At 40.0% G+C, this 23,009-nt stretch carries 26 protein-coding genes; 13 read left to right on the forward strand and 13 right to left on the reverse strand.

Annotated elements, in window-relative coordinates; genetic code table 11:
* Positions 1–30: 30 nt before the first annotated feature.
* The 4 genes from CVV54_04175 to CVV54_04190 all read right to left on the reverse strand — a co-directional run bounded on the left by CVV54_04175 (position 31) and on the right by CVV54_04190 (position 3,761).
* On the reverse strand, positions 31–1,164 hold the full coding sequence (locus tag CVV54_04175; GenBank protein PKL04684.1) for a hypothetical protein: 1,134 nt from the start codon (positions 1,162–1,164) through the stop codon (positions 31–33).
* Between the two features lie 21 nt (positions 1,165–1,185).
* On the reverse strand, positions 1,186–1,626 hold the full coding sequence (locus CVV54_04180; GenBank protein ID PKL04685.1) for a hypothetical protein: 441 nt from the start codon (positions 1,624–1,626) through the stop codon (positions 1,186–1,188).
* 470 nt (positions 1,627–2,096) lie between these two features.
* The gene (locus tag CVV54_04185) at positions 2,097–3,299 is read right to left on the reverse strand and encodes a hypothetical protein (protein ID PKL04686.1); all 1,203 of its coding nucleotides are present in this window, start codon (positions 3,297–3,299) and stop codon (positions 2,097–2,099) included.
* A gap of 21 nt (positions 3,300–3,320) precedes the next feature.
* The gene (locus CVV54_04190) at positions 3,321–3,761 is read right to left on the reverse strand and encodes a hypothetical protein (GenBank protein PKL04687.1); all 441 of its coding nucleotides are present in this window, start codon (positions 3,759–3,761) and stop codon (positions 3,321–3,323) included.
* A gap of 194 nt (positions 3,762–3,955) precedes the next feature.
* Here CVV54_04190 and CVV54_04195 point away from each other — a divergent pair, with 194 nt between their 5' ends.
* The gene (locus CVV54_04195) at positions 3,956–4,834 is read left to right on the forward strand and encodes a proline iminopeptidase (GenBank protein PKL04688.1); all 879 of its coding nucleotides are present in this window, start codon (positions 3,956–3,958) and stop codon (positions 4,832–4,834) included.
* Positions 4,835–4,884: 50 nt separating this feature from the next.
* On the opposite strand, the gene CVV54_04200 is transcribed toward CVV54_04195, so the two are convergent.
* Positions 4,885–6,042: a hypothetical protein gene (locus CVV54_04200; GenBank protein PKL04689.1), complete on the reverse strand. Its 1,158-nt coding sequence runs from the start codon at positions 6,040–6,042 to the stop codon at positions 4,885–4,887.
* 560 nt (positions 6,043–6,602) lie between these two features.
* On the opposite strand from CVV54_04200, the gene CVV54_04205 reads away from it, so the two are divergent.
* The 4 genes from CVV54_04205 to CVV54_04220 are packed head-to-tail and all read left to right on the forward strand — an operon-like array spanning position 6,603 to position 10,187.
* The gene (locus tag CVV54_04205; GenBank protein PKL04690.1) at positions 6,603–7,862 is read left to right on the forward strand and encodes a DNA (cytosine-5-)-methyltransferase; all 1,260 of its coding nucleotides are present in this window, start codon (positions 6,603–6,605) and stop codon (positions 7,860–7,862) included.
* Entirely contained in the window at positions 7,859–9,121 is a 1,263-nt protein-coding gene (locus CVV54_04210) for a restriction endonuclease (protein PKL04691.1), read from the forward strand. The genes CVV54_04205 and CVV54_04210 overlap by 4 nt, the downstream gene beginning before the upstream one ends.
* Positions 9,122–9,541, forward strand: coding sequence for a very short patch repair endonuclease (locus CVV54_04215; GenBank protein ID PKL04692.1), 420 nt, complete (start codon positions 9,122–9,124; stop codon positions 9,539–9,541). It abuts the gene before it with no gap.
* A gap of 55 nt (positions 9,542–9,596) precedes the next feature.
* Complete coding sequence (locus CVV54_04220; protein PKL04693.1) at positions 9,597–10,187, forward strand: hypothetical protein; 591 nt, start codon at positions 9,597–9,599, stop codon at positions 10,185–10,187.
* Here CVV54_04220 and CVV54_04225 read toward each other — a convergent pair.
* Entirely contained in the window at positions 10,138–11,298 is a 1,161-nt protein-coding gene (locus CVV54_04225) for a hypothetical protein (GenBank protein PKL04694.1), read from the reverse strand. The two genes, CVV54_04220 and CVV54_04225, sit on opposite strands and share 50 nt — an antisense overlap.
* A gap of 3 nt (positions 11,299–11,301) precedes the next feature.
* Positions 11,302–12,321 carry a hypothetical protein gene (locus tag CVV54_04230; protein ID PKL04695.1) on the reverse strand — a complete coding sequence of 340 codons (1,020 nt, stop codon included), beginning with the start codon at positions 12,319–12,321 and terminating at the stop codon, positions 11,302–11,304.
* Between the two features lie 804 nt (positions 12,322–13,125).
* Here CVV54_04230 and CVV54_04235 point away from each other — a divergent pair.
* On the forward strand, positions 13,126–14,832 hold the full coding sequence (locus CVV54_04235; protein PKL04696.1) for a serine protease: 1,707 nt from the start codon (positions 13,126–13,128) through the stop codon (positions 14,830–14,832).
* Between the two features lie 202 nt (positions 14,833–15,034).
* Here the strand turns inward: CVV54_04235 and CVV54_04240 are convergent, their stop codons facing one another.
* Complete coding sequence (locus CVV54_04240) at positions 15,035–15,832, reverse strand: hypothetical protein (protein PKL04697.1); 798 nt, start codon at positions 15,830–15,832, stop codon at positions 15,035–15,037.
* A gap of 45 nt (positions 15,833–15,877) precedes the next feature.
* Between CVV54_04240 and CVV54_04245 the strand changes: the two genes are divergently transcribed.
* The gene (locus CVV54_04245) at positions 15,878–16,132 is read left to right on the forward strand and encodes a hypothetical protein (protein PKL04698.1); all 255 of its coding nucleotides are present in this window, start codon (positions 15,878–15,880) and stop codon (positions 16,130–16,132) included.
* Positions 16,133–16,173: 41 nt separating this feature from the next.
* Positions 16,174–16,353 carry a hypothetical protein gene (locus CVV54_04250; protein ID PKL04699.1) on the forward strand — a complete coding sequence of 60 codons (180 nt, stop codon included), beginning with the start codon at positions 16,174–16,176 and terminating at the stop codon, positions 16,351–16,353.
* A 52-nt stretch (positions 16,354–16,405) separates the two neighbouring features.
* Here CVV54_04250 and CVV54_04255 read toward each other — a convergent pair whose 3' ends face one another.
* The 3 genes from CVV54_04255 to CVV54_04265 are packed head-to-tail and all read right to left on the reverse strand — an operon-like array spanning position 16,406 to position 18,790.
* A complete protein-coding gene (locus CVV54_04255) occupies positions 16,406–17,089 on the reverse strand; it encodes a hypothetical protein (protein ID PKL04700.1) in 684 nt (227 codons plus the stop codon).
* A 50-nt stretch (positions 17,090–17,139) separates the two neighbouring features.
* Complete coding sequence (locus tag CVV54_04260; protein PKL04701.1) at positions 17,140–18,528, reverse strand: hypothetical protein; 1,389 nt, start codon at positions 18,526–18,528, stop codon at positions 17,140–17,142.
* Between the two features lie 4 nt (positions 18,529–18,532).
* Complete coding sequence (locus CVV54_04265; protein PKL04877.1) at positions 18,533–18,790, reverse strand: XRE family transcriptional regulator; 258 nt, start codon at positions 18,788–18,790, stop codon at positions 18,533–18,535.
* 34 nt (positions 18,791–18,824) lie between these two features.
* Between CVV54_04265 and CVV54_04270 the strand changes: the two genes are divergently transcribed.
* Entirely contained in the window at positions 18,825–19,253 is a 429-nt protein-coding gene (locus CVV54_04270) for a hypothetical protein (GenBank protein PKL04702.1), read from the forward strand.
* A 152-nt stretch (positions 19,254–19,405) separates the two neighbouring features.
* Here the strand turns inward: CVV54_04270 and CVV54_04275 are convergent, their stop codons facing one another.
* Both CVV54_04275 and CVV54_04280 read right to left on the reverse strand, forming a co-directional pair.
* The gene (locus CVV54_04275; protein ID PKL04703.1) at positions 19,406–19,726 is read right to left on the reverse strand and encodes a hypothetical protein; all 321 of its coding nucleotides are present in this window, start codon (positions 19,724–19,726) and stop codon (positions 19,406–19,408) included.
* 465 nt (positions 19,727–20,191) lie between these two features.
* A complete protein-coding gene (locus tag CVV54_04280; protein PKL04704.1) occupies positions 20,192–20,968 on the reverse strand; it encodes a hypothetical protein in 777 nt (258 codons plus the stop codon).
* 325 nt (positions 20,969–21,293) lie between these two features.
* On the opposite strand from CVV54_04280, the gene CVV54_04285 reads away from it, so the two are divergent.
* The 4 genes from CVV54_04285 (at position 21,294) to CVV54_04300 (ending at position 22,883) form a co-directional block, all read left to right on the forward strand.
* Positions 21,294–21,566 carry a hypothetical protein gene (locus tag CVV54_04285; GenBank protein ID PKL04705.1) on the forward strand — a complete coding sequence of 91 codons (273 nt, stop codon included), beginning with the start codon at positions 21,294–21,296 and terminating at the stop codon, positions 21,564–21,566.
* Positions 21,567–21,918: 352 nt separating this feature from the next.
* A complete protein-coding gene (locus CVV54_04290; GenBank protein ID PKL04706.1) occupies positions 21,919–22,203 on the forward strand; it encodes a hypothetical protein in 285 nt (94 codons plus the stop codon).
* Between the two features lie 4 nt (positions 22,204–22,207).
* Complete coding sequence (locus CVV54_04295; GenBank protein ID PKL04707.1) at positions 22,208–22,411, forward strand: hypothetical protein; 204 nt, start codon at positions 22,208–22,210, stop codon at positions 22,409–22,411.
* 232 nt (positions 22,412–22,643) lie between these two features.
* Positions 22,644–22,883 carry a hypothetical protein gene (locus CVV54_04300; protein PKL04708.1) on the forward strand — a complete coding sequence of 80 codons (240 nt, stop codon included), beginning with the start codon at positions 22,644–22,646 and terminating at the stop codon, positions 22,881–22,883.
* Positions 22,884–23,009 lie beyond the last annotated feature (126 nt).

Consider the following 23,009-nt stretch of genomic DNA (forward strand, 5'->3'; position numbering starts at 1 on the left):
AAGGCTCACCGAGCCTAAGTTTAGATCCTATCAGCCACCGCCTCCACCATCGCCGCCGCCGGAAGAGGAATCCTTTTGGGCTTTTTTGATTTTATTGACCCCGTCTTTTCCCGGATTGTCGTCCTTTTGTGTTTCATCAAATATTTTTGGTATCCACATATCTTTAGTTGCCTCGGTAGTTTCGACGGCAACTTTAACCAATTCTTTCTTATTTGCTCCGGCCCCAACATTGACAATATTGATCGTTGTAGATATTTTTTGGAGAGTTGAGGTGTCAGTCTCTTTTTCCGTCATAGAATCAACGAACCCTACCCCGGCGTTAACTATTTCAAGGCCTCCTCCGACGATACCTCCGATCAGCACTATGCCGCCTAAGATAGCACCGCCGGTAGTTGCGGCTCCCATTGTCACCGCCGCTCCTGTAATGACCGTTGCCCCCGCAAGCACTGTCGTCGTTGCCAATGAAGTTGCAGAGGCTATGATCTCTCCGGCTTTGGCGGAGTTGGCTTCAGCGTTCGCATAATCCGCTTCAGAGGAAAGACCGACGTCCGCAGTTGCGCCCGCAATACTGTTCAGGCCGGCTTCAACACCGCTAAGGGATCCCGCATCCACGGCATAGGCAGGTGTACCGATTATCTGCCCGAGCATTTTCGCGAAGACGGATCTTTCCTCTTCTTCCATTTCAAGCATTGCCATTCTTGCCATTCTTATATTGCTTGCATACCTTTTTGCGCTTGAGCCGAGGTCTTTCATAAGCAGGCCCAGTTCAAAGCGCATGGCCTTCAGTTCCTCTTCTGTCGGTGCTTTTGCTCCCCTATATTTTGCGTCATACTGTGTTTTATAGAAATAACGCAGCCCCATTTCGGCGTCCACAAATGCCTTGCAATAAACAGCATGTTCTTTCTCGATCAGTTTCAGCTGCATCGCCTTAAGTGGTTTTCTTTCTAATATGATCACCCCACCCGACGACGGATCGGCAGCATTTGCAGGAGCGGCAGCTGTGGCCGGTGCCGGAGCTGAAGGTTTGACTGTAGCCGAACCTTGAGCTGAAGTTGCCGGAGAGTCGTATTTAGAGGAAAGTGCGGCCTCTAGGGGAAGAGACAATGAAATCAACGCAAGAGAAAGAATAAACAAAAATAAAAAACTTTTGTGTTTGATCCTCATATAGATCCTGCCTCCTCTTCTCTAATTATTCTTTTCAGCAAGAGCTTTGTTGACTTCATTGATCAACACAGCTGCTGTCGTCCCATCCTTCACAGGCAGCCACTTCTTGCTGCTTTCGCGGTAGATCTCCTTGCCGTTTGAATAGACTGAGGCAAGCTTGATAATGTATTTCCCCTTTTTTGTGTCAAATACGAAGTAATCCAACCCATATTCCACAGGGGCCTTTTGATGTTTCTTGGGCAACTCCTTTCTGACCAGTGCCTTCCCTTCTGCAGAATAGACACATTTGATCCAGAAGGAGACGACCCCCTGGTTTTGGATAATATTCACCCGGTTTACATACATGTCATAGTTGCTGTCCCTGTAGGCTCTTACGAATTTGGTATTCGCCGCCATCGCCGGAGGGCTTATAAATACGGTCAACATTGACAAGACTACGAAAATAAAATATCTCCTCTTCACGTCCAGTCCTCCTTTATAAAATATTTTAATGCGTTAAATTATCCCATAGAGTTAGTGTTAAAGTACAGTTTATATTTAAATCAAAAGTTTAAATAACAGGTTATAAAATATAATTATACTTAAAAATAACAATGGTTTTTGTTTTTTGTCAGTAAAATTATATTTATTTGTTGCTGTTTTGTCAAAAAATCAATGCTTTCTATTCATGTTATTAGCAGTGTTATTTAACTCGGATCTCATGAAGCGTGAAGTAAATTAAGTATTCTTGCAAAGTCATTGGCTACTTGTTCAACTTTGCTGGAAGATACGAATACTGCTTGACTGTGTATCAACGAAGTTGATAGGTCCTAAAATATGCAAGAAAAAAAATTAAAATTGGTCAGGATCAGGCACTAAAAAGGGCGGCCCCTTTCAGGACCGCCCCATTATTTTGTTTTAAGAAGGCTCACCGAGCCTAAGTTTTGATCCTATCAGCCACCGCCTCCGCCGCCATCGCCGCCGGCTGAAGATGCGTTCTTTTTGGCATTTTTGACTTTATTAACGCCGTCTTTGCCTGGACAGTCACTTTTCTCTGTTTCATCAAATATTTTTGGGATCCAAATATCTTTAGTTCCGTCAATGCCGTCAATAACAACTTTCAGCATTTGACCTTTTTGTGCCCCCGATGTTACGTTAATAACATTTATTGTGGTTTTTATTTTTTTGAGTGTTTTAGTATCGTGCGTTTGTGATGTGAGTGCGTCAATGAAGCCTATGACGCCATCGACAGTATCAAGTCCGCCTCCGACTATGCCCCCTACCAGGACCGCACCGCCAACGACAGCAGCACCTGTCGTTACTGCGCCCATCGTCAATGCCGCTCCTCCGACGATCGCTGCTCCTGAAAGCGCGACCGTTGTCGCCAAAGACACGGCAGAAGCAGCTATTTCACCGGCTTTGGCCATGTTAGCATCAGACATTGCAGCCTTTGCGTAATCCGCTTCAGTTGAAAGACCCACATCTGCCGTTGAGTTGGCGACGTTATTCATACCTGCTTCGATGCCGCCAAGTGATCCGGCGTCTATTGCATAGGCAGGAGTGCCTATTATCTGGCCGAGCATTTTTGCAAAGACTGACCTTTCTTTTTCATCCATATCGATCATGGCCATCCTCGCCATCCTGATGTTGCTGGCATACCTTTTTGCGCTTGCGCCAAGGTCTTTCATCAGCAGGCTCAGTTCAAAACGCATGGCCTTCAACTCGTCACTTGTCGGTGCTTTTGCGCCTCTGTACTTTGCGTCATATTGTGTTTTATAAAAATAACGCAGACCCATTTCGGCATCCATAAATGCTTTGCGATAAACAAGATGTTCTTTCTTGATAAGTTCCAGCTGCTTTGCTTTCAGGTCTTTTATATCGACCACGGTAGCCTGACCCGAAGGCGAGGAAGCAACATTCGGTGGAAGGGCAGACGGTTCTGTTTTTACAGTGGCAGCAGGAACTGTTTTAGCTGCCGGAGCCGGTTTTGCCGGAGCGGTCGCTGCAGCTGCAGGTTTCACAGATGAAGCACCCTCAGTCGCAGCTGCGGGAGATTCATATTTGGAGGAAAGGGCGGCCTCGACAGGAAGTGACAATGACATCAATGCAAGAGAAAGAATAAATAAAAATAGAATACTTTTGTATTTGATCCTCATATAGGTCCCACCTCTCCTTCTCTAATTATTTTTTTCAGCAAGGAAGCTGTTTACCTGATTTATTAGAACTGCAGCGACCGAGCCGTCTTTTACAGGGAGCCATTTATTGCTGCCTTCGCGGTAGATCTCCTTTTCGTTTGCATATACAGAGGCAAGTTTTACATTGTACTTGCCCTTTTTTGTGTCGAACACAAAGTAATCCAGCCCATATTGTATTGGCGTCTTCTGGTGTTTTTTTGGAAGTTCATTTCTGACTAATAACTTTCCTTGGTCTGAATAGACACTTTTGATCCAGAAAGATACCACTCCCTTATTTTGGATAATGTTCATCCTATTTACGTACATATCATAGTTATTGTCCCTGTATGCCCTGACGAACTTGGCGCTTGCAGCCATGGCAGGGGTGCATAAAAACACGATTAAAATGGACAAAACTGCGAAAATAACATATTTTCTTTTCATATCCTATCCTCCTTATGAGATGATTTAACTGTTTAAATTATCTCATAAGTGCCCAAACTTTGTATATATTTTTTTGAGGATAATATTGATTATCTTTTTGTACTTCCTATTCTGTAATAATTAGTTTATAAAGTAACGGAGAAGAAAACAGACAATGGTGGAGCAGAGAGATCATATTTTATGGAGGTGTTGTAATGTCTGCACATACGATGGAAGAAAAATATATTTCGACTGAGATGGGAAAGATCTGGACAGAAATATATGGCGCTGAAAAGAGCGGAGTTCCTCTTTTGGTCATCCATGGCGGACCGGGTTTTAAAAGTATGCCCCAGGTCGTTTCAGAGCTTGCATCAGAAAGGCCTGTTATATTTTATGACCAGCATGGCTGCGGACTTTCCCAACGCAGTCTCAGCAGTGAAGAATATACTGTTTCCTATTATGTGAAGGAGCTGGACGAAGTAATTGTGAAACTGGGCTTGCATTGTGTAAACCTTATGGGGCACTCATGGGGAGCGATGCTGGCAGCCGAGTATTTTCTGAGGAAAAAGCCCAAAAATGTCCGAAGCATTATTTTCTCAGGGCCGCTGCTGAGCGTGCCAATGTGGGAGGCAGACCAGAGAAAATATATAAAAAGACTCCCAGATAAGGATCAAAAGATCATAGAAGATGCAGAGCTCAGGAATTTCTATGAAGAAAGCGGCTATCAGGAAGTAATGATGAAATATTATTGCAGGCATATTTGCAGACTGGATCCATGGCCGGAATACCTTGTCAATGCTCTTGGAAAGATGAACCAGGAAATATACCTTTCAATGTGGGGCCCCAGTGAGTTTACGACCACAGGCAGTCTTAAAGGGGCAGACCTGCTTCCTCGCCTTCATGAGATCACAGTTCCGGCTCTGCTCATTTGCGGAGAACACGACGAAGCCTCGCCGGAAACGATTCTCAAATACAGAGATGCTCTTGCTCAGGGGGAGGTGGCTGTTATTCCCGATGCTTCACACTGCCACCATATCGAAAAGCCTGAGATATTTCTCGCAGTTGTTCGTGATTTTTTGAAAAGATGCGGATGATATTACTACGGAGCGTTAAATATTCTTTCTGCTGCTGAAAATGTTCAGCGTCAACACATCTTTATCCGATCTTTACCTTCGTCCTTCGAAAGATACATTGCATCATCAGCAGCTTTGATCATTTCATCTGCAGTAATCTCTTCAGACCACTCGCATATCCCAATGCTCATGGTCGGGTGACAATTGTCTTCACTGAAGTTCCTGTCCTCAGCGATGCTGTGTTGGATATTTCTGCAGACCAGAAGGGCATCTTCTTTGCTTGTCCCAGGTAATATCATTGCAAATTCGTCTCCGCCGTACCTGAAAGAAAGATCGGAATGTCTTGTGTTCTGCTTGATAATATGAGCGATATTATTGAGGATCTTATCTCCATAAGGGTGACCGCATCTGTCGTTGATCTCCTTGAAATTATCGATGTCAAGAATTATGAGGGTGAATGTAATGCCGTATCTTTTTGCGTCACTGATCGCATAGTGTACGGCCTCTTTAAAGCCACGCCTGTTGATCAATCCTGTCATAAAGTCAGTGTTCAAAGATGAATAATGAATTTTGAAAAGATTGTTGATAGCTATATAAGAGAGGGCGGTCAGGAGGAAAAGGATCAGGTATGTCACATATGATACATTGTTTACGATCTTTTTGATGTAGTCAGAAGAAAAGTCAACTCCTACAAGACCGATAAGTTCGCCGGAATCTTTTATCGGTGCAAAAGCTGTAAGGTAATCGCCCCAAGCCTCGTCTTTTATCATGCCAGTCGCAGTGATAATGCCTTCATTAAACGCACTGAGCTCTTCTTTAGACATCCCGTCCTTTGATCCTATAGGAGAAAAAAGGTCAGACTCAGGATCTTCCCCGTCAAGGATGTACTCGATCTCAGTATCTGAAATCTTCTTTTCTGTAAAGACAAAATCAGCGCCGGTATCCTTTTTGATCCGGCGTAAGAGTTTGTTCATTCTCAGGTAGTAATTTTTATCGAAGCTGCCCTTTGAATAATCAGTTACCATTGATAAGTTTCTGTAGTCGGAAACGTTGTCTTCAATGAACCTTGCAGCAGTAGCAGCGATTCCTTTTGCTTCCTCACTGGCTTCCTTTATCACTATGTCTTTAATATTACCGATCAGGATCGAAGCGACTGAAAAGAGTATTATTGCCAGCAATACCGTGACTGCTGCGGATGATGCAATTACTTTTTTTCTGTCATACTCCATTTCTTCACCATTTTTCTTGTTTTTAATTCGGCAATTTGTGTCAAAAGACTGTCACTTTTGCTCAATCTTATCACATAAAAATTAAAACGGAGCTAAATTATTGAACAATCAATATCAACATGCAATGCATTGATAAAATAAAAAAAAGGTTCCCGATAAATACCGGAAACCCCTGGGATATCTTGGTGGGCGATATTGGCACTCATTTAAAATATAAAAACTATGTTATATCAGGTATTTATGGCATCTCAGTATAAATAATTTATACGGTAATTTATACGTTAAATTGATGCTGGAATTAATTTCTAAAATCATCCTGTACTATTTCACCTCGCCCCGAAGGTTAAGATGTCAGCTGTTGAGATGCTGGATTAAAAACTATCACAGGTAATATTTTTTAAAAAATCATAGTCATATCTTAATTCGGAATGAAACTTATCACATACTCTGCTGTGAATATAATGTATGGACTTACAGATTGCAACTATGTAAAAATTATAACAAACTATTGACAAAACAGAAAAAAAGAGACAAAATGTCCTTATAAATACCCAGAGGAGGTGGAGCGATTGTCCGGATTACTTTTGCTTAGTCAGGCAAGAGAACGTTTTTCACAACGCTACATAGCCTCACATCTTGACGTTTCAACAAAGACAATTCAACGCTGGTCGATGGGGGACACACCATGTCCGCAGAGAATTGAACCGGCACTCAGAGAGCTGCTTCGTTGTAACACCAACACATCAGATGCAGCAGAAAGCAGTTTTACCTTTGCGGATCTTTTTGCCGGAATCGGAGGCATAAGGATGGGGTTTGAAGCACACGGAGGCAGGTGTGTGTTTACCAGTGAGTGGAATGAATTTTCCAAGTCTACCTACCTAGCGAATTTTACTGATAATCATATGTTTGTAGGTGATATTGTCCCGTTTGATGAACATCAGGTTCCTGACCATGATATTCTGCTTGCGGGGTTTCCGTGTCAGCCATTCAGTATAGCCGGAGTAAGCAAGAAAAATTCACTTGGACAGCCACATGGATTTGAATGCACAACACAGGGGACGCTTTTTTTTGATGTTGCCCGTATAATCGCCGCAAAACGCCCCAAAGCCTTTCTGATTGAAAATGTAAAGAATCTTTTATCTCATGACAATGGTAATACATTCAAGGTAATTCTCGACACTCTGAAACATGAGCTTGGCTATGATGTCTATTATAAAATTATTGACGGGCAGCATTTTACGCCCCAACACAGAGAAAGAATCATCATTGTAGGGTTCAGAGAGAAAAAGCCTTTTTCATGGGACGATCTCAGAATTCCTGCAGGAAAGAAGCAGCTTAAATCGGTTTTGCACAGGAAAGATGGAACAGAGCCACACCTGAAATGGGACGAAAACAGATATTTTGATCATACAAAAAACATTGTGCAGCCTAAATATACTTTATCATCGAAACTTTGGAAGTATCTTCAGGATTACGCAGAAAAACACAAAGCCGCTGGCAACGGGTTCGGTTTCGGTCTTGCCTCCCCCGACGGTATCAGCAGAACACTGTCAGCCCGTTATTATAAGGACGGTTCTGAAATACTTATTCCCCAGGAAGACAAAAAAAATCCAAGACGTCTCACTCCAAGGGAGTGTGCAAGGCTTATGGGTTTCCCTGACACTTTTGTTATACCTGTGAGTGATACTCAGGCATACCGGCAGTTTGGCAACAGTGTTGTTGTACCTGTGATAAAAGAGGTGGCAAGAATCATGCTGCCGCATGTGATAAAAAATACTGATGCAGATATTGCTGCTTATTATTCAAGGACTGCGATATGAAAAAGGGATATCTTTCACAGTATTTTACAGGAGTGGCTACAAAAATACTAAGTGAAGTTGAAACTGATATCCGCACCTCTCACCAGCATGAGTTCAATGGCGTTGAAGGTCTGAAGGTTATACTTGGAACACTGGATGGAGACACAAAAATCCGCTTAAAGGCCAATTTTCTGTATTTTTCCGATCAGGATCCGGAACCAGTCTCAGACGACGGTGAAATGACATGGTATGATGCAAGAGCTAAGGCCAGACTTGAACGGGGTGTCAACCGCTATGAACACCGTCTCTATTTTTCCAGTAACACTGTTCTTGACTGTGCTGCTGAAGGTGATCTGTTGCTGATCGCAAAAAAACAGGATGGCTCTCTGCTCGTGATTATTGCAGAAAAAGGCAGTACAATTTCAAAACAGCTGCTTTGGCTTTTCGGAATGCTTGACAGCAGTTATCCAAATTTTTCAATAAGGTCAGAACTTGAAACAGAACAGGACAGGATAGAGTTTGCATCGCGAACAATACTTGAAAATATCGGCATTGAAGTAGAGGTTGCGGATGAATCCTACCTTGACAGGATGCTTGAGCTTTTTGATGGCGGATTCCCCAATACAAAACTTTTCTCTGCATATGCCCGCTCAACACTGCCGGATTTAAATCCTGCAGATGACCCCGATGCAGCAATAATCGCATGGATAGAAAGAGAAGAAATTCTTTTCAGAACCCTCGAAAAACATCTGATTGCAGACCGGCTCCAGAAAGGCTTTAATAATGAAACAGGAGGAACAGTCGATGTTGACGGATTTATAAGTTTTTCTCTTTCCGTACAGAACAGGCGGAAAAGCAGGGCTGGCGCAGGGCTTGAAAATCATCTTGAAGAAATTTTTAATGGATGTGGCATCAGATATTCAAGATCAGTTTTTACGGAAGGAAGAAAAAGTCCGGACTTCCTTTTCCCTGGTAAGAGAGAATACGATGACTCGTTATATAATCCACTGAATCTTACAATGCTTGGTGTCAAAACAACATGTAAGGACAGATGGCGTCAGGTACTCTCGGAAGCAGCGCGCATACGAAATAAACACCTCTTTACTCTGGAGGCTGCAATATCAGAACATCAGACGGATGAAATGAAGTCTGACAGGCTTCAGCTGGTTCTGCCGTCATCTCTTTATGAAACATATACTCCTTCCCAGCGCAGCTGGTTAATAAACCTCACTGAATTTATTAATACAGTAAAAACAAGGCAGGAAATGCAGTTAAATTAAATGGACGTCCACTCACCTGAACAGCGCAGCTTTAATATGTCCCGGATCCGGAGTACGGATACCAAACCTGAGATTATTGTCCGCAAGTGGTTATGGGCAAAAGGATACCGTTACCGTTTATACAGAAAAGACCTTCCCGGCAGACCAGACATAGTAATATCGCGATATAAAACTGCAGTTTTCATTAACGGATGTTTCTGGCATCATCATGAAGGCTGTCATTATGCTACAATCCCGGCGACCCGGACTGAATGGTGGACTGATAAATTTCTGAAGACAGCAGAAAGAGACAGGAATGCCGTTCAGAAACTCGAAAACGCAGGATGGAATGTTGTTACAATCTGGGAGTGCGAAATCAGGAGTGGCCGGTTTGAAGAGATTCTAATGGACCGGTTACTCAAAACGGAACCTAAGACTTAAAACCAAGAACTGCGTTTGTGTTTTCTGGAAATGTTCAGAAGGGTGGATCAAAACAGTGGCGAACAATATAAATTACATACAGAAGCTGCTGGACAGAGTTGGCCTGCATCAGACAGAAGATAAGGGGTGCTATATTGCCCCGCCTTTATCACTTTTTCTCAGGATCAGAAATCCGGGTTCCACACATTATTTTCATTCACGTGTTACTTCTGACCCAGTAATATTCTATGTACCGGAACATATTATGCCGGAACCGTCAGTCGATTACTCCCTGTTATCCCATATGAAAAAAGCAGGACTCGATTTTATGTCAGGCTGTTATGTTCTCTTTCCCGCAACGGGGATTAATGCCTTTTACGTTGGCAGCAGTGAAATAAAGGCAGCCAAATCGGACAAAGCAGATCCCTGTTCCATTTACTCTGAAATACTGAAAATAAGGGACATAAACAATAAAAACAATCCGGTGAGAAAATTTGTTCAGAAGAATAAAATATTCAGATCATATGAAGCTGCTGAATGGATCCGGTCATGCAACATCATGGTGATCCCGCTGCTGAAATGCAGCAGCCAGGACAGAATTCCTGTCTGTCAGGCGTTTACAAAATATCTTCAGTATGTTTACTCAGACATGATGCCTCTAGAGTAGAGGCCATTTTTTTCATAAATTTAACCTCATATTTACGAGCAATCTTATCCATATTTCTCAATTCTTTGTAATTATAAACATGGAATTTTGCCTGCTTTTTTATAAAATATATTCTGTATAAACAATAGTCGTCTTTATTTTTATCGGCAAAATTAAGTTCGCCATCCGACATATAAAAGCCGTCCTGTTTATTTGTATCAGTAGTTTTTACCTCAATATATTTAATCTTATAGTTGTCAGAACCTTCAATGAGACTAACAGATTTGATATCATACCCAGCCATGTCATTTTTTCCTGATACTAGTTCCACCATGCCAATCAAATCTTTTCTGTTGCTTTCTTTAAGTTTTCGACGTTCATAATCAAGGACGGCTTTTTCACCTTTGTTTCCCAGTTCCTTATTTTTTGAATCATTACTATTATATTCACCTTTGCGAGTCTTCCCCTCTGAAGGTTTACCTTTGTTTTCTCGCGGAAAATGCAGTTCTTTTTCTTCATCACTGTCACTGAGTATTATTTCATCGGGTATGTTGCCAGATTTTTTGTCTTTAGTATCATGTGTCTTTATGCTATTCAGATAATATTTATAAAATTCACTGTCAACACCAAAAATAATTTGAATAAGCTTATCATTGGTATCGGATATATAAGCCCCACGGTGGCATTCGAGCTCTCCGGTTTTTTTTATATCATAGAACAGATTGAGTTTTTCCCTCTTACGAAGACTGGCATTTTGTTTGTAATAATCTACAAGTTCTTTTTTTTTCGAATCAAATATATCATAAAGCCTAATTGGTTCCAGTAATTGTGTATATTGTGACAGGTCAACCTTAAAAATTTCTTTTACATTTGGTTGTTCTTTTTCATAACCAGGAGGAAGACAGTTAGTAATATAACCGTCTTCTGAAGCAATGGAATAGCCAATGAATTTAGGATCTTTATTTTTATGTTCTAAGTGAAATATTATATCTCCTTTCCTTATTTCTTTGATTTTTGACCAAAATACAGGTTTGTGCCCTCCTTTGTCTTTTTCATCAGCCCAGGCAGATTTCTTAAACGCCCACACGCCTGTTCGATTAAGCTTTTTTCTCATTTCAATATATACTTTCATTTTTTATTCCTCCGTTTTAACTTTGTGGTTGGTTATATTAATTATCATGGTAGGGACGATCCCGCTGCACTTACTTTCATTTCTATCTGTTTCGCTTTTATTATCTGCTCTAAGTCCATCTAAGCTACCTAGTAACACCTCTAAAACTTTTAAATCTGCTTTTTTGTTTTCTGGATCTTGTTCCTCTTCAGTATGTTTTTTCAATTGGTTAACATACAATATTAGCGATTCAATAAGAAGCTTATTTTCCGTTACGGGTGAACCAATGAATCCATCAAGCATATATTCCGCGTATTTGTTTATGTCGTGTGTATATATTATTTCTTTGTGATTTTGTGCTGATGAAATATTGCGGATAGGGCAGCATAATATATGCAATGGATCAGAACAGAAATCGTTTTCTAATAAGTAACAAGGAGCAAGATAGTGTAGCGGAATGAATGTTTTTTCCCATTTACATTTGCTATCAGGAATACACGTAGGTGAAATAAGTTCTGGAATAGCATATAACATATCTATTTCGCCATAGATGTCTTTATAAAAGACTCCGAAGTTTGAAATAGATTTGTAAGATGTCTTGGAAAAAACATTTTTAGGCAGGTGTATTGCTTCTCCAGAATTTGATATCTCTATATCATTGGGTCTTTCATGCAATAATTCCCACTGAAAGTAGTCCCCTTTAAAACTTTTTAGCGGCACGGCATTTTTCTTCCCCGTCCACTTTGCCTGCATGAAGGAAATTCGTATACAGTTTTTGATTTTATTATTACATATTACTATCGTCATTAAATCTGCAATTTCTTTTGTTATTTTGGCCCGTGCTAACGCTGGAGATTTATAAGTTGCGTTAATTTTTTGGTGGGTTTCTTTAATTATAAACGCGCTTTCAACATTTAATGAATCTATATCTTTAAAACAATCACTCATTGTTCGAAATATCTCGACCTCACCAAGGGTTTTATTGTTTTTATTAATTTTTTGTTTAAGTTTATTATTTAAACAGTCCTTCATATTAAACGACAAATTAATCCCCTCTTTGTTTTTAATATAATATTACCATTCATTATAATAAAAGTTAAAGTTTTATTAGAAGTATGTTGTAAATATAATTGTGTATTAATCAAATAACTAATTGGTAATATGTCGATAAGGGTTAAGGAAATCAAAGCCATGATATAAATTACCCTTTTCCAACGAAAAGTAGTTCCCCATGCTGCAAGGTCTTCTTTCATAAGTTCGCTTGACATAGACTAAAAATTTTTAGCTGCTTTTGCGTAACACTTACAGGTGGATCTGTATCAATGTAACTGAAGTGAAAAAATCATAGGTAAAAGTTTAGATGTATATAATTGTATATGCAAGCTAAAATGTTAAAAGGAAATCATCATAACAAAAATAAAATGTAAAAATTAATGATATGTTATTTTTTTAAGTGATCTTCTTGCTTTTTGCTATGTTTTAAAAATAATTTTCTGGAGTTGGTTTGCAGCATTTTGTAAGCAATATTCAAATAAATTTCTCATGTATCAAGAGGTCTCTTGCTGTGTATTTGAATTATAGTCAAGTAAACTTACAGCGAGTTTGTATGGCAAAATTATTCTATTGCAAACAAAACTAAAATACGCTACACTCCTTTAGAGCATATAGAAGAATTGTTTTTCCGTTAGCGAAACGCGACGAAATATATGCAAGTGTACGATATATGCGACATTTGTTAAGTATTGACTATTTTTACTTTTCTTTACTTTTCTTTACTTTTTCTCTGAGTATATATTCAGCAGAAAGTTGAATTCTTCTATATGCTTTTTTATGTGAGGCGAAGAACTTTTGGACGGAAATTTACCCGAAAAAAAATTATTTTATGAATTAAAAACACAAAAAGATGTCGCAGCTTTAATTGGCTGCAAGGAACGGAGTCTGCGGTATTTTCTATATGCTGGTAATTGCATAGTAAAATATCGCACTTTTACTTTAAAAAAAACAGATGGAAGTCAACGCATTATTTCCGCACCCATTCCTCCTCTAAAGAAAATTCAAAGAAAACTTGCAAATATATTAAATGTTGTCTACAAACCCAAAGCCTGTGTATATGGTTTTGTTCCTAAAAAAAATTTTATAGAAAATGCGAAACAGCATGTTGGCTGTAAATATATACTTAATATTGATTTGAAAAATTTTTTTAATCAAATCCATTTTGGCAGAGTTAGAGGAGTTTTAATGGCTAAGCCATACCAATTATCCCAAGAGGCTGCAGGTGCAATAGCACAGCTTGCATGTTTTAATGGGACCCTTCCGCAGGGTGCCCCATCCTCGCCAATTCTTACTAATATGGTTTTCAGATCATTTGACAACGAACTCATTAAATTTGCGGCAAATAATGGTATTAAATATACTAGATATGCTGATGATATGACATTTTCTTCATATCGTAATAAAATACCCGAAGAACTTGCCACTGTTAGTGGTAATAATGTCCGGCTAGGTACATTTTTAGAAAAGTTATTAGAAAAAAATAATTTTGAGATTAATCCTAATAAAATACATCTTTTTCTAAAAAATCAACATCAAGAGGTAACAGGTCTTACTGTTAATGCAATTGTAAATATAAACCGTAGGTATTTAGGATTACTCCGCGTTATTTTGTATAATTGTGATAAAAAAAATATTGATAATCCTATTTATGAATCAGCAAAGAGATATATTAAATTAGGTTATTGTAAAAATAATAATATTATTGAACTAGCCAAAAATGATAAGAACAAAGATAAAATAGAGAAATGGTTCAAACAAGTTTTGATAGGCAAAGTACGCTTTATAAAACAAGTTAAAGGAGCAGATTCTTTTAGTTATTATTATTTTGCCACTCGATATAACAAGGTATTTAAAGATACAGTATTCGATCTCTCCTTATTTAATTATGTAAATATGCGAATACAGCAAAATGTGTTTATTGTAGAAGCAGGTACTAACCAAGGAAGCGGATTTTACCTCAAAGGTTATGGATTTATAACATGTTATCACGTAGTTGAAAAAAATAAAGAAGAAAAAAAAGAAAATGAAAAAGAAATATATGATTCTGTATGTATTTATCGCTGTGTTGATAGATCAAAACAACCATTCAAACGATTAAGGAAGGAAGAAATAATTTTAAAAGATAAATTTCTTGACTATGCTCTCTATAGATTAGATGAGAATGAAGTTGAATCAGCTTATAAAATTGGGAATAGTGAAAAAGTAGAACTGGGAGAGCAAGTAACTATCATAGGATTCCCTAATTATCTTGAGCAAGATACTTTTAGTCTAATAAAAACACATATAACATCTAAGAGTAACTTTATGAATGCCCCTGCGTTTTTAGTTGATAGTAAAATTTTTCATGGTACGAGTGGGGGGGCTGTGCTAAATAAAGACTCGGAGATTATTGGACTTGTTGTCGCAGGGTCACAAGATACAGCCTATGAATTAAAAAACGCATTTGTTCCGATACATGAAATTATGGCGTCATTAAGTTCAAAAAATATTCATGAGTTATAACTAAAAAGCATACATTTTTATTGGAGCGCCTGTTGGTTTCTAAAAAGGACCTCATGTTTAAATTTATCAATTACAAATATTTAATTACAATTAGTGCTTTCAAACTGGTAGGGCTAGCCCCTCCTCTAGCAAGGTTAAAACGACATACATTAATATCATTAGGAGCCATATCTAATTTAACTACTTTCCGCAATTGCAGGGGTTAGAACGCTCTTTTAGGAAATCCCTTCTTCACTGTAGCGACTACTTTACCGATGATCCGAAACCAGGAAGGATCTGCAGCATAGGCAGCTTCAATATGTGTGGGACTGTAATTCGGGTTTGCCGGACGCAGTTCAACGCTTCCGTCAGGGCAGAAGATAACCCACTTTATCATCCATGATCCGTCACAGGATATAAGCGCTGCGTCCCCGTTCATAACTTCTTCCGCCGGATTTATTACTGCATTCGCTCCCTCTTCAAGCCCGGCACCTGTCATTGAATCTCCTTCAATGGGAATGGCAAAGGGTTTTCTTGTTTCGTCCAGACATTTGAAAGTGCTGGCTTCCACAAAGATATTTTCGGTGGATTCAGGAGTCACCCCGTAAAGTCCGTTTCCTGCGCCGCAGGAAGCGGCAGTTGCCATTGTCAGAAGCGGAATCTCCAGAAATTTGGTTCCTAATCGGACGTTTGATTTCTCTTCTATTATAGGTTTTGCCTTTTGCTCTAGTTCTTCACTAATTTCTATTTCGCCCATAAGGTATGACAGCGGTTTATTAATTTTTTCAGAAAATGAGCGCAACATAGTCATGGAGGGCGTCTTTTTCCCTCTCTCCAATTCGCTGTAATATGCTTGGGTAATTCCAAGAATCCTCGCCATCTCTCCCTGAGCATTATTACCACGTATTTCTTTTAAAACTTCACAAAACTCTCTAATTTTCATCATATTCAAAATATAGCTATCAGTTATCAAATTAGCAAACAGCCAACAGAAATATATATAGCAATTGGCTATTGACATATTTAGCGGATAGCTATATATTCATTTCGAAATGGAGGTGATGAAATGGCATTTAACGGAAAACATATTGAGCAATGGCGCGAAAAAAATAAGCTATCGCAAAAGGAATGCGCAGAGCTCTTAGGTATAACTCAAGCATATCTATCAGAGATAGAAGCAAATAAAAAAGTTCCTAGTGTATTACTGCTGGAAGCTATGTCAGAAAAAACAGGAAAATCTGTTGAGCATTTTTTTATATCAAACCCTACACCACCCCCTGCGGGGTCGGAAGCTCTGCAGGGGGAGATGAAAACAGATTAGGTTCTGATCCAAAAGATTTTCTGCTCCGGGCTGTAGAGGTAATGGAGTCGGTCCGGGAAGCAAATGAACTGGTGGATGAGCCGCAGGAAATAGCACTGATCATAAAAGACTGCGCCGACGGTACCCCGGACGAAGATATCACCCAGCAGTGGATCGACAGGGTAAAGGAAAGCGTCAGAACATGCCGGGAACTGTTAGAGGCGGTTGGGGTTAAGGAATAAGCATCAAAAAGTCCCACGCACCATGACAATCGAATACCGGGCTTGTTGCAAATTAAGCAATACAAGCTTTTATAAACTGCACTCCTAGAGGTGTTAGCTTAACAATATCAGTGCCTCCAGTTTGAACAGATTGCTTACCGTTCACAAAAACATTATTAGAAGGGAAAAATATGGTTATACACTGCAGCCGCAACAAATTGTAAATTGATAAATCATAATCTGTTCCTAGCAAACACCTATTATCAAGATGATCGTTATTAAGATAATCGTTCTTCCGTAGTATTTCTTTTGTTATGGAAGCAGAATCTAGCCATTTTCCGTCCTCTAATATTTTTTTATGAAAATATTCAAGAATTTTTGCATCTTTGGGGTTTAATCCTTTTATTATCTGAAAAAATGCAACTGATAAATCGGTAGGGTCAAAATTAGGATCGACGGCATTTGCCAGAAGTTTTGCCCAGAGTTCCTGCAATTCAGACTGATCTTCAACAGAAGCGCCCTCAAGGTAAAGAATCCCAAATTTAGTAGTGATATCTCTTAGCTGTTCTTTGCTGGTAATCCCGCGTTTCTTAAGAAATTCAACTGCTTTTTGACCTACCGAGACTGCGTTCTCCATTTGCCACAGTTTTATCCATTCTCCGCCAATCATTACGGCACTTTGACCTACAGCACCGGCTACAGGGAGAAGGGATCCTCTTAGAAGATCTGTAAGAAGCTCCGGAGTGATAAGACTCATTAACGCCACCCTTTCTGAATTAGAATTTAAGTAGCTACTACGTTTTGCGCTTATTCTTTTTTAATTTTCTGTTCAGGTGCCAGGGATTGGAAAAGTATGCCAAGACGTGTTACAAGAACTGCAAGTATGAAATAACCAATCATCAAATTAAAGGTTACAAAGAACAGCGCGAAAAATGTTGCCCATGGTGCACTTTCTTGAATGGCAACGTTTATCCCTCCGAAACCTAAGGTCACCATTGTGGAAACAGCAAAACAGAAGGCAGACATGAAATTAAGCCACCAGTTACCGGTTATTTTGAGGTTAGACAGAACTGCCGGATCAGGATTTAAGTACGCTATTGCTAAGTAGACGAGTGTAAAAGACAAACTTACAACGAGGAATGTTTTAGATATCCTGACGGTGTTACTTCCATAATCCGACAACCACCAGAAAAGACGTATCGGAAGTGTTTTAATCCTGCCCCAAAGTGACTTCTCTTGTTCTTTATAATAGTTATTCCATGCAATACGGCGGATGTTCGTTTTTAATGCAGCAAGAAGGGATGGCTCTACCTTTGCGGAATCTAGGCCAACCATGGTAAAGTTCGTTTTTTCATCTATAGTACAACATCTAATCATTGTTTCGCCATTTACAGTTGTGCCTGTGAAATTAGCTCCCTTAAGGTTAGTCTTTGTGTCTTTTATGTCTTTTAAGACCATCTCACCACACATAAATGTGCCTTTCAAAACAGCATCCTTTAAATTTGCGTTTTCAATGTTAACCATCCATAAAGTTGCATCTGTGAAATCAGTAAATTGAAGATTTGCATTCTGAAGATTGGTTTGCCACAAGTTTGCTTCTTTAAGATTTGCACCATCTAGGTTGGCGTTTTTTAAATTTGCGCCATTAAAACTTGTATCTTTAAGGTTTGCTTCACTTAGGTTTGCATTTTCTAAAATAGCATCTCCAAACTTAGCGCCTTCAAGGTTTGCATATGCCAAAGTTGCATTTTTTAAGCTTGCACTTGACAGGCAAGCAGCTATTTCATCTTCTAAATCACCATGTTTGAGCGAGGTGTTATTGGGATTTGTCTGCATATCAAGAGATGCTTTTCCAAGATTTGCCATGCGTAAATTGATATCATCAAGAATAGCATGTCCCAAATCAACCCCTTGTAAAAAGGCTTCTGTTAAATCAGCATTATTAAGATGCGCGTAAGGCATAAATGCCCCTTCTAAATGTGCTCGAATCATAACAGCATTATCTAAATTTATGTTTGTTAATGTAAATCCAGCTAGTGGGGCGTCACAAAGGTTAATTATTCTTTTGGGGTGTAATTTACGCCATTCGTTCCACTCTGAAATGTCTTCAGTTTCAGAACAGCGTTTGAGCATAGCAAACTGATCTGGGGCATATCTTATCTTTTCCGGAATAGCGTAACACTGTGTTTTTTCCATTTTTTTATCCCCGTTTGGGATCGTCAGAACGTCCTACAAGATAATCCAGCGATACATCAAAGAAGTCGGCAAGGGCAACTGCTTTTTCAAGAGTAGTTGTTCTGGTTTCTCTTTCTATGTCGCAAATGAAAGCCTTAGAAGTTGCACCGACTGCAATGGCAAGTTCGCTTTGAGATATTCCTTTTTGGTTTCTTAGAAAGCGAACCCGGGACGAAAAAAGTTTTTTATCAAACAAAATATAACCCCCCTTGACAGTACGCATAAAGCGAACTAAGATATTAAACATAGTACGCAATATGCGTACCAAGGTAAAAGGAGAGGAGCGATTAATGAAGCAAACTTTAAACATTCGCAAGTTACGTCAATCAAAGGGCTGGACGCTTCAATATGTCGGTGATGCAGTAGGACTCAATAAAACAGCAGTCTACGACATAGAGACAGGACGCAGAAAACCTTCATATGACGTTCTTGTAAAACTTGAAACCCTATTCAAAAAAAAGCATGACTGCCTGTTAGCGCAGGCAGAAGAAACAACACAAGGGAATTATAACAGTTCGGGACAAAACGGAGTAGCCGAAGCAAAGGAGCTTAACGAAGCGGCGCAGGATTTCATGATCGATGTTGAAACAATCCTTGATATCGGAGAAGACGGACGCCTTGACTGCCCCGAAAGGAGGGCCAAAGCGGAACGTATCAGAAAAGCACTCGAGGCGGTGCTGGAATAAGAATCAAAGCACCGCCGCACCATGACAACCGAATACCGGGCTAAATTATTTTAAGGAGTTGATTATTGTGTCATTCCTTCATCTGATTGAAAAAATAAAAGAAACAGAGTCAGTGGACGAAGCAAATCGCATGCTTTCTGATGGTTGGTCAGTTATTCAGATTTATTCTCCTGAGCCATCCCGCCGAATTCTCGTATTAGGTCTGCCTCGTAAGCTATTTCCTCAGGGGTTCTGTGATCGACCTCATGGAACTCTGGAACACCGGCAGGTCGGCCAAGGTAATAGTCGACGCTCTGATGGTCCCAGAGATGCGGTGATGGATCAAAACATATAACGCATATTTTTAATATTTTCCATCCCTGGTCCAAGTGGTCGTTTACCTCTTGCTCCTGTAAGCCAGAAAACCCATGAATCATCTTAACTTCCACGATGCTATGAAGAAGTTTATCGTCGCATTCCGCAATATCAGCCATTTGTCACCTCTGCAATAGCCCGGTATTCGACTGTCATGGTGCAAAACAATCATAACACCAAGAGGATGGGGGTGAAGAAATGCCTGACGGAACAATGACATCTGATGAAAGAGAGCAGCTTAAAGACAACATGTTGAAGTTTGTTAATCGCCAGCTTGATCCGAAGTGTCCGGCAGACAAAGACCCGGAAGTAATGAGGATACTCCCGAGTCTCATTGAAACGCTTACCAGAGGAATATGAATTAGTCATAACACCTGATTAACACCGCACCATGACAATCGAATACCGGGCTTGAAAAAACAAGAGGAGGTATGTGTATGTTGACTCTTGGTGCCGAATCAATGACTGCAGAATATTTCGCCTGGGCAAGAGGTTATTTCTGGCTTGCTATGGGATTGGGAGTCTGCTATTTGATTACCAAAAAAGATGTTGTATTTTTAATGTTTGAAGGAATAATGATCCTTTCATTTGTCTTCCGTTATATCGGCAGACTTTGCCTCTATGTCTTTACTGGCGACGTTTGATATGGGGGGTGTAAGTACATCGTTTCCTATTATTATTGGGGCTTCGTAATAGTAACGATAACGATCTCCCATAAAATAGGTGATAGCAGGAGCTTGTTCATTAAATAATGGAAGGGCTTGAGGTTCACACCACGGGAAAATAGCAGATGGCCCCTTATAAACAAACCCTATAATGTGTCCCCAAATTATCAGTTTTCCCGCAAAAGTTGTTACATCATTAAAAATTTTTACTAGAGGTATGCTTTTAATTTTATCAAAATGTTTTTGAACAGCAGATAGTATAGTTCTGTCTAGCGAAGCTTCGGTCCTTTTGTCTGTGAGATAGTCTAATGCGATATTTCCGTCATCGTCGCCCATTTTAAGAATGGCTTGAGTTTGGATTTTTCGTTCTTTAAAGGCGAGTGAAGATGATATTTCGTTTCCAATTTTTTCAAAAACCAGTTCGTTATTGAGAATAGCTTCATTGACTTCAGTTACCCCATCGAGGGAATAATTTTTGATTTCAGGAAATTCTATCGTGCTATTTTTATAAATAAGACGGTCATAGACGGACATTGATTTACTAAGTGCTTCTATTGCAGATTTATATCCAGACATATCAGAAAGGCTATATATTGATTCACGAAGCGCATCTGCTACAGATTTATAGCCTGACATGTCGGGATAGACGGACATGGATTTACTAAGTGCTTCTACTGCAGATTTATATCCAGACATATCAGAAAGGCTATATATTGATTCACGAAGCGCATCTGCTACAATAACCTGACATGTCAGGATAGACGGATATGGATTTACTAAGTGTTTCTACTGCAGATTTATATCCAGACATATCAGAAAGGTTATACATTGATTTACGAAGTGATTCTGATTTATTCAAAATTATCTTTAAATCATCATTATCCACTCAAATCACTCCTAAATACAGTATAGAATATTATGTTATTAACTCAGTAAATATATCGCCCGGTATCCGACTGTCATGGTGCCGGGCATTTTTATATTCTGAAACGATTATATCAGCAAGGAAGGAGGAATAAACATGCAGCCATTTACGGGACAGTTTGTGATGATGCCTAAAGAAGAGTATCAGGCGATTGTTGATATGACCAACAAAGTAGACAAGATCCTGAAAGAGATCACTTCAAAAACTTTTTCGCATCCCTTTACAGAAGACAACCCCTGGCTTACCGCGCCCCAGTTCTGCAATAAGTATTCCATAGGGAGATCGACCCTTGTGCGTAAGGTAAAGGAAGGGAAGGTTGAAATCCTGGATCAGGAAGAACACATCAAAAAATACAGGCGGGTGATTTAAGTGCAGCACTTTGTCTACGTCATCTTTGTAATAGCCGCGCTGATCCTGATGATCTGTATGTCCAACTGGGGAGTGCGGAGGGACAGAAAACAGTACAAGGAATACCGGAACGGGAGGATCGAGTAATGGAAGAGCTGGCATGCAGTGGCTTTATGCAAAGTTTTTACGGCGATATGGACTCATGGCTTCTTGTTTCGCTTTTGCTTCTTGCTGCGGGGATCTACAGAGAACTGGTAGTTCTGCCGGCACGGAGAGCGGAGTATGAACGAGATACAGTTCGCAGTCATCGCCTTCATAGTTGAATTTTTGTGGATATGGTTTGTAGAGATATGAGACAGAAAGGATAGTGGCAATGAGCATCGAACTTCAAACATTCCGGCGCACCAGGATCAAAATTCAGGCAGTGAAATACGAAGGTCCGAAGATGGATTACGAACTGAGCCTGAAATTCAAGAATGATTTTTGCTTTGCATATGACTACATGCAGGACCGTTACCTTACCACGGAGCGCAGAGGTCTAAAGAATCCCCATACAGGGGACTGGCTTATTTTTGACGATCAGGCGAGGAATCTTATAGATGTAATGCCGGATGATATTTTTCAAAAAACTTATGAAACGGCGAAAGGAGGGATCTAAAAGAATGACGGAAAGAAATTATTTGTACCGAGGCAGACAGATATTTGTAGGACCTTTTGGCAAAACGGGCTTCCGGACGTTTTTCAGGGGCGCATGCAACGACAAGCATCCGATCAATATATCAGAGCTGCCGATCCGGGGAACCAAGGAGGAAGCAAGGAAAGATCTTGAAATCTTCGCTTCAAAACGAATGCTGAAGGCGGTGTAGGGAATGGAAAACTCTTTTGTTGCAAAAGCCTGCAATGCGGACCTATGTGCTGCAGACGAGATCGCGCAGAGATGGAGAGAAGTAATTTCATTAGGGGCAGCGGTCAGAGACTATGAGACGAGGAATAAAAAGAACCCTCTCACTGCGAATGAGAGGGCAGACCAAAACAGATAGTGAAACTTGGATGCTCACTATTATATCAGAAAGATGAAGCCGGGCAAGGTTCACGGCCTTGTCCGGCTTTTCCCGCATCCGCAGGCAAAAAACAACTTACAAAAGTATATCAGATCAGGGTGACATTATGAAAAACGAGGTTAAGTGCAAGGACTGCGTTTATTTTGATTTACAGGATGGATTTTACAGCTCCAATCTTCGCGGGTGCGCGGCTGACGGCCGTCTGCACTGGAAGGGCGATGATGCGGATTGCTGCATGAATTTTGCATTCAGGGAGGCTGATCGCTGTGCAAGTTAAAGTACCTGCCTGTGACTGTTTTAACTGCGGAAATATCATCGGTGATTACTGGATAACCGAAAGCGCGCATATTGTTGAATGCCGGAACGGGCTGAATACAGAACGGCGGCAATTTAAACCGCATGA

It is taken from the genome of Synergistetes bacterium HGW-Synergistetes-1, from assembly GCA_002839185.1.
Taxonomy (GTDB): Bacteria; Synergistota; Synergistia; order Synergistales; family Synergistaceae; genus Caenicola.